The sequence below is a fragment of the Achromobacter sp. UBA5777 genome, from assembly GCF_002418565.1.
Taxonomy (GTDB): Bacteria; Pseudomonadota; Gammaproteobacteria; order Burkholderiales; family Burkholderiaceae_B; genus Achromobacter; species Achromobacter animicus.
Genome location: NZ_DIEJ01000059.1, coordinates 1 through 5,462, shown reverse-complemented (window position 1 = coordinate 5,462; position 5,462 = coordinate 1). Strand labels below are relative to the sequence as shown.

Genomic DNA, 5,462 nt, shown 5'->3' with positions numbered 1-5,462 from the left:
TGCGTTTGGGTTTGAGCACGGGCTGTTGCTGCTCCGGCGCGGGCGTCTGGGCGCGCGATCCGGTGGCCGATCCGGGCGACTGCGCCTGCGCGGCGCTGGCGGCAGCGGCGGTCAGTGCCGCGGCCAGCAACACGCGGGAAAGGCTGTCGATTCGAGGACGGGAGAAACTCTGGCGCATGGCTTTCCTGAAAAATCGAAGTCAGCCGGGATCGTACCGCGACCAGCCGTCGAAATCGAACGCGCCCCCCGGCTAGGCCGCCGCGCCGTGCTGGAATCCCGCTGGTGGCGCGCGCAGCACGCGCCGGCACAGCCACATCGCAATCAGGCTGAAAATCGCAAAGCCGCCCATCTGCCCCAGCATCACGCCCTCGGGCCCGCCCAGGTGCGCGCCCAGCCACACGAAGGGTATGGTGCCCACCGTAGCGCGCAGCCAGCCGATGGCGGTGGAATACGTGGCGTATCCCAGGTTGTTGAATACGGAGATCGCGACGAAGAACAGACTGTTCAGCGCCCACGCAAAGCTGCCGACGCGGCAGAAGAAGACGATCAGGTCGCGCCCGGGGCCAGTGACCCGGAAGATATCCGGCATCCACGGCGCCAGCACCGCCAGCACGACCGCCGCCGAAAACCCGTACAGCAGCGCCCAGCGCGTCGTAAGCGCCACGGTGGCCTTCACGCGGTCCCATTGACCAGCGCCCAGATTCTGACCGAGGATCGGCCCGATGGCCCCGGGCAGCACGAAGAACAGCGAATAGGCCAGTTGCAGCAGCCGGTCGACCACCGTGGCGCCCGCCAGCACGCTGGGACCGAAGCTGGAATAGGTAGAGACGGTAAAGATGACCGCCGCCGGCGTGGCCAGGGTGGTCAGCGCCGCAGGCAAGGCAATATTGCCGATGGCGCCCAGGTGCTCGCGTAGTTCCCGCGCAGGCGGCCAGGCCACCAGCCGGTGCTTGCGGAACACCAGCCAGGCGCCCAGCACGACCGTGGCGACGCGCCCCACCCCGCCGGCCCAGGCAATGCCCTCCATGCCGCCGTCCAGCACGAAGATGACGATGGGGTCGAGCACGGCGACCGTGCCGGTGCCGGCCAGCAGCACCCACATCGACTGCCGCCCCTGGCCGGCCGCGCGCAACAAATTCGACAGCATCATCCCGATGCCCATGACCACCGCGAACGGCGTGGTGATGAGCACATACGACAGCAGATGGTCGCGGACGTCTGCGGCCAGCCCGATGGCTGCGGTGAAGGGGCCGATCGCCGCCAAAAACACCGCGCCCGCCGCCACTGCGGCGGCTGCCATCAGGATCAGCGACGCGCCCGCAAGCGTGCGCGCCCGGCCGGCGTCCTGCGCGCCAAGCGCGCGCGAGACCAGCGCCGCGCCGCCCACCGTGACGCCGATGCAGACGGACGTGATGGTGAATTGCGTCATGGACCCGAAGCCCACCGCACCCAATACGGCTTCGTCCTCAAGCGTGCCAAGGTAAAGCAGCGACAGGAACTCGACAGCGAAGACGGCCAGCATGCTGGCCCAGCCGGTCAGGATCATCTCGAGCACGTGCCCGCCGAGCGGGCCGGTCACGAAGCGGGCGTGGGGCGCGGGTGCGTTCAAGGCGGATCTGCCATTGCGCGATGAGGCGGGAGCGGCATTACTGGCGCGGGACCATTACGCGGCGTTGTTTGCGTGCCGTTACTGCGCAGCCTGCGGCGCGTCGCGCAATTGCGCCAGGCGCTGCGCCGCCAGTTCATAACCCTGGGCCGCGGCGGCCTCGTACCAGCGCAGCGCTTCCTTCATGTCGAAATGCTCCATGACGAGGCCCTGCATGTATTGGGCGCCCGGCTCGCCGCGTTGCGCCGCGGCCAACATTGCCCGGTCGGCCATGCCGTCCTGGCGCGGCGATTCGCCATAGATGTGGGCGTTGCCGCCCTCAATGGTGCCGCCGAGCTCGCGCAGCGACGGCGGGGTCTGCATGAACAGCTGGCGCCAGAACAGCGCGACCAGCACCACGAATAGCGCGAAAAAGAAGGTCCAGGTGAAAAGCCGTTTGGCGGTCATGGTTCTCTCGGTCTCAGTGAAAGGCAGGCGCGCGCCCGCGGAATTCAGGGATGATCGTTGGCGGGCGCAAACCAGTATTGGAACAAATCGCCGCTATTCGTGTACCAGGGCAGCAGCATCCCGATGCTGTCGGACTCGCGTTGCACCGTCAGCAGCAGCCCGCCTGCGTCCTTGCGCAGAACGGCAACATGGCGCCGCACGCCCATGGACTCATGCTGGCGCCAGTCATGCCGCACGCTGATCCATAGCCGGCCTTGCGTGCACCCGGCAGCGCGCCAGATGGCGTTGCCGGGGCGCATGGGTTCGCCGGCCGAGGCCATGGAGCCGGCACCTTCGTCGTGGACAGCAAGCTGCGCGGCCTCGCGCGCACCTTGCCCATCATGCGTCTCGATCTGCCAACCGCGCGCATCGGCGACGAACGAAACGGTCGAGCGGGACGACGGTTTCCAAGCCGGCAGCGGCGCATCGCGCATGCCCGGCAGGTCCAAGGGATACAGCAGAAAGCCACGCAGGTCTTCGAGCAGGAACGCGTGGGCATCGCCTGCGCGTCGTTCGCCCTGGGCACGATAGGTGCCCGTCAGGTCGGGGCACTGCGCCGCGTCCGACGGCAGCAGGACTTGCGTGTTGTCTTTGAAGGACGGCCACTTCACGACGACCTCGTCCACGCGCGACGCGGTGCAGCCGGCCAGCGCCGCGGCCAGCAAGGTGATCGTTGCGAAGGCGCCGGTGCGCTTGGCGTTAGGCCAGCCTTCACGCTGGGTGACGCATTGCGCGGCGCGCCCGCCGCCCCGCTCCTTCAAATTCAATGCTGCTCTCCCGTTGCAAGCCGAAGCCCATGCAGGCGTCGAACTATATCCCGAATCCCGCACCGCGTTGCCAAGCGCCCGGCGCGGGAGAATAATCGGCAAATCGCTTCCGCTCCCCTGCGCCATGACACCGTTCCGAGGCAAACTCCGCATCCGGCACCTGGAGATCGTGCTGACCGTCTCCGAATTGGGCAACCTGTCCAAGGCAGCGGCGCAGTTGCACAGCACGCAATCGGGCCTGTCCCGCGCGATCGCAGAGATCGAGGAGCTGGTGGGCGCGCGGCTGTTCGAGCGCACGGCAAAGGGCACGACCTGCACGCCGCTCGGCGACGCCATGTGCCGGCACGCGCGGCAGTTGCTGACCGGCTTTCGCAAGGCCGAGGTCGACCTGGCCGCCGTCTCGCGCGGTGAAGAAGGCAGCCTGACCGTGGGCTGCTTTTCCATGTTTGCGGGCTGGCCGGTGGCGCAGGCCGCGCGTGACTACCGCGAGGCGCATCCGCGCATCACGCTCACCATCGAGATCGGCACCCACGAGCGGCTGATCGAGGACCTGGACGCCGGCGCGCTGGACGTGTTGATCAGCCGTTTCTCGTCCACCGTGAATCCGGAGATCTACCGGTCGACCACCCTGCTGGAGGATCCGGTGGTGTTGGCCTGCGCCACGCACCATCCGCTGACGCGTCTGCCGCAGGCCACGCTGGCCGATTACGTGGCCTACCCATGGATCACCGCCCTGCCCGGCAGCCGTATCCGCGGCGAGCTGGAATTGTCCCTGCGCCAGGCCGGTCTGGCTATTCCGGATATGATCGGCGTCCTGTCGCTGGAATTCGGCCGCGAATTGCTCCTGGACGGACACTACCTGTGGATGCTGCCCGGCAGCGTCGCGGCTGTCCGCCAGGCACGCGGCGAACTGGCCGTATTGCCGGCCCGTCCCGCCCTGCGCAGGTCGCCCCTTGCCGCCATCTGGCGCCGCGACCGCCCCAGCACCCGTCAGGCGCGCGCCTTCGCCGCCCAGCTCGAACGCACCATCCAGGCCGATGGCATCGCGCTGGCCGCATGAACCGCGCGCCGCAACCCGAACACGCACCTCATTCATACCGGAGCACCCATGTACGACTGGCTCAACGCATTGCCCAAGGCGGAATTGCACCTGCATCTGGAGGGCACGCTCGAACCCGAACTGCTCTTCAAGCTGGCGCAGCGCAACGGCGTGGCGCTGCCCTGGCCTGATATCGAGGCCCTGCGCGGCGCCTACAACTACAACAACCTCCAGGAATTCCTGGATCTGTACTACATGGGCGCGGACGTCCTGCGCACCGAGCAGGATTTCTACGACCTGACGTGGGCCTACCTGCTCAAATGCCACGAGCAGAACGTGGTGCACACCGAGCCCTTCTTCGATCCGCAGACCCACACCGACCGCGGCGTGCCCTTCGAGACCGTGCTGAACGGCATCAGTCAGGCGCTGGCTGACGGCCGCAAGCAGCTGGGCGTGACCAGCGGGCTGATCCTCAGCTTTCTGCGCCACCTGCCCGAAGAACAGGCGATGCGTACGCTGGAGCAGGCGCTGCCCTATCGCGACGCCTTCATCGCCGTGGGCCTGGACAGCAGCGAACAAGGCTTTCCGCCGCGGCTCTTTCAGCGGGTGTTCGACCGCGCGCGCGCCGAAGGCCTGCCCGCCGTGGCGCATGCGGGCGAGGAAGGCCCGCCCGAATACATCTGGGAGGCGCTGGACCTGCTGAAGGTGCTGCGTATCGACCACGGCGTACGTGCCGCCGAAGACCCGAAATTGATCGCGCGCCTGATCGACGAGCAGATTCCCCTGACCGTCTGTCCGCTGTCCAACACCCGGCTGCGCGTGTTCGATCACATGCGCGAGCACAACATCCTGTCGCTGCTGGATGCCGGCGTGAAGGTCACGGTCAACTCCGACGATCCCGCCTACTTTGGCGGCTATGTCACCGAGAACTTCCACGCGCTGTACGAGCACCTGGGCATGACGCGCGAACAGGCGCAGGCGCTGGCGGACAACAGCCTGGACGCACGCATCGCCAAATAACGAGGTCCCGATAGCGGCGTCGGGGTCGCCACGGTCCGGTCGGACCCCGTCCAGCCATGCGTGTTGCGCATGGCTATGTTCAAAACCGGAATGCCCGGCGCGGCACTTTCCTCCCTACCATTAGTCCGGCGGCAGCACAGATTGCCGCCGCTGGACGATGAACAACGATACAAGGGGCAGGAATATGAGTGAACGCGTGAAGGCGGCGCTGCGCACTGGCACGCTGGTTGGCGTGCGCGACGGCGGCGTGTGCCGCTATGGCGCCATTCCGTATGCGCAGGCGCCCGTGGGCGAACTGCGCTTTGCACCGCCGCAACCGGCGGACATTCGCGGCGAATTCGACGCCACGGGAACCGGCCCTGTCCCGCCGCAGTTGCCCTCGCGCCTGCGCGGCGCCATGGGCGATTTCGACGCCGAACAATCCGAAGACTGCCTGCACCTGACGGTCTGGACGCCGGCCGCGGACGGCAAGCGCCGTCCCGTGGTCGTCTGGCTGCACGGCGGCGCCTGGCAAAGCGGCGGCGGCGCGCTGGACTGGTACGAC

Annotated in this window: 6 protein-coding genes; 3 read left to right on the top strand and 3 right to left on the bottom strand. The window is 67.6% G+C overall.

From position 1 onward, the window contains the following. Window positions 1–250: 250 nt before the first annotated feature. The 3 genes from B3446_RS04070 to B3446_RS04060 all read right to left on the bottom strand — a co-directional run bounded on the left by B3446_RS04070 (window position 251) and on the right by B3446_RS04060 (window position 2,859). A complete protein-coding gene (locus B3446_RS04070; protein ID WP_291377394.1) occupies window positions 251–1,609 on the bottom strand; it encodes an MATE family efflux transporter in 1,359 nt (452 codons plus the stop codon). A 78-nt stretch (window positions 1,610–1,687) separates the two neighbouring features. Then, window positions 1,688–2,053, bottom strand: coding sequence for a sel1 repeat family protein (locus B3446_RS04065; protein WP_191575698.1), 366 nt, complete (start codon window positions 2,051–2,053; stop codon window positions 1,688–1,690). 44 nt (window positions 2,054–2,097) lie between these two features. Further along, window positions 2,098–2,859: a hypothetical protein gene (locus B3446_RS04060; protein ID WP_291377393.1), complete on the bottom strand. Its 762-nt coding sequence runs from the start codon at window positions 2,857–2,859 to the stop codon at window positions 2,098–2,100. Window positions 2,860–2,983: 124 nt separating this feature from the next. Here B3446_RS04060 and B3446_RS04055 point away from each other — a divergent pair, with 124 nt between their 5' ends. The 3 genes from B3446_RS04055 to B3446_RS04045 form a co-directional block, all read left to right on the top strand. After that, window positions 2,984–3,919, top strand: coding sequence for a LysR family transcriptional regulator (locus tag B3446_RS04055; RefSeq protein ID WP_291377392.1), 936 nt, complete (start codon window positions 2,984–2,986; stop codon window positions 3,917–3,919). Between the two features lie 48 nt (window positions 3,920–3,967). Next, window positions 3,968–4,918 (top strand): adenosine deaminase, encoded by a 951-nt coding sequence (locus tag B3446_RS04050; RefSeq protein ID WP_291377391.1) that lies wholly within the window; start codon window positions 3,968–3,970, stop codon window positions 4,916–4,918. 184 nt (window positions 4,919–5,102) lie between these two features. Continuing rightward, window positions 5,103–5,462: carboxylesterase family protein (locus B3446_RS04045; RefSeq protein ID WP_291377390.1), on the top strand; the 360-nt coding region annotated here is incomplete at its 3' end.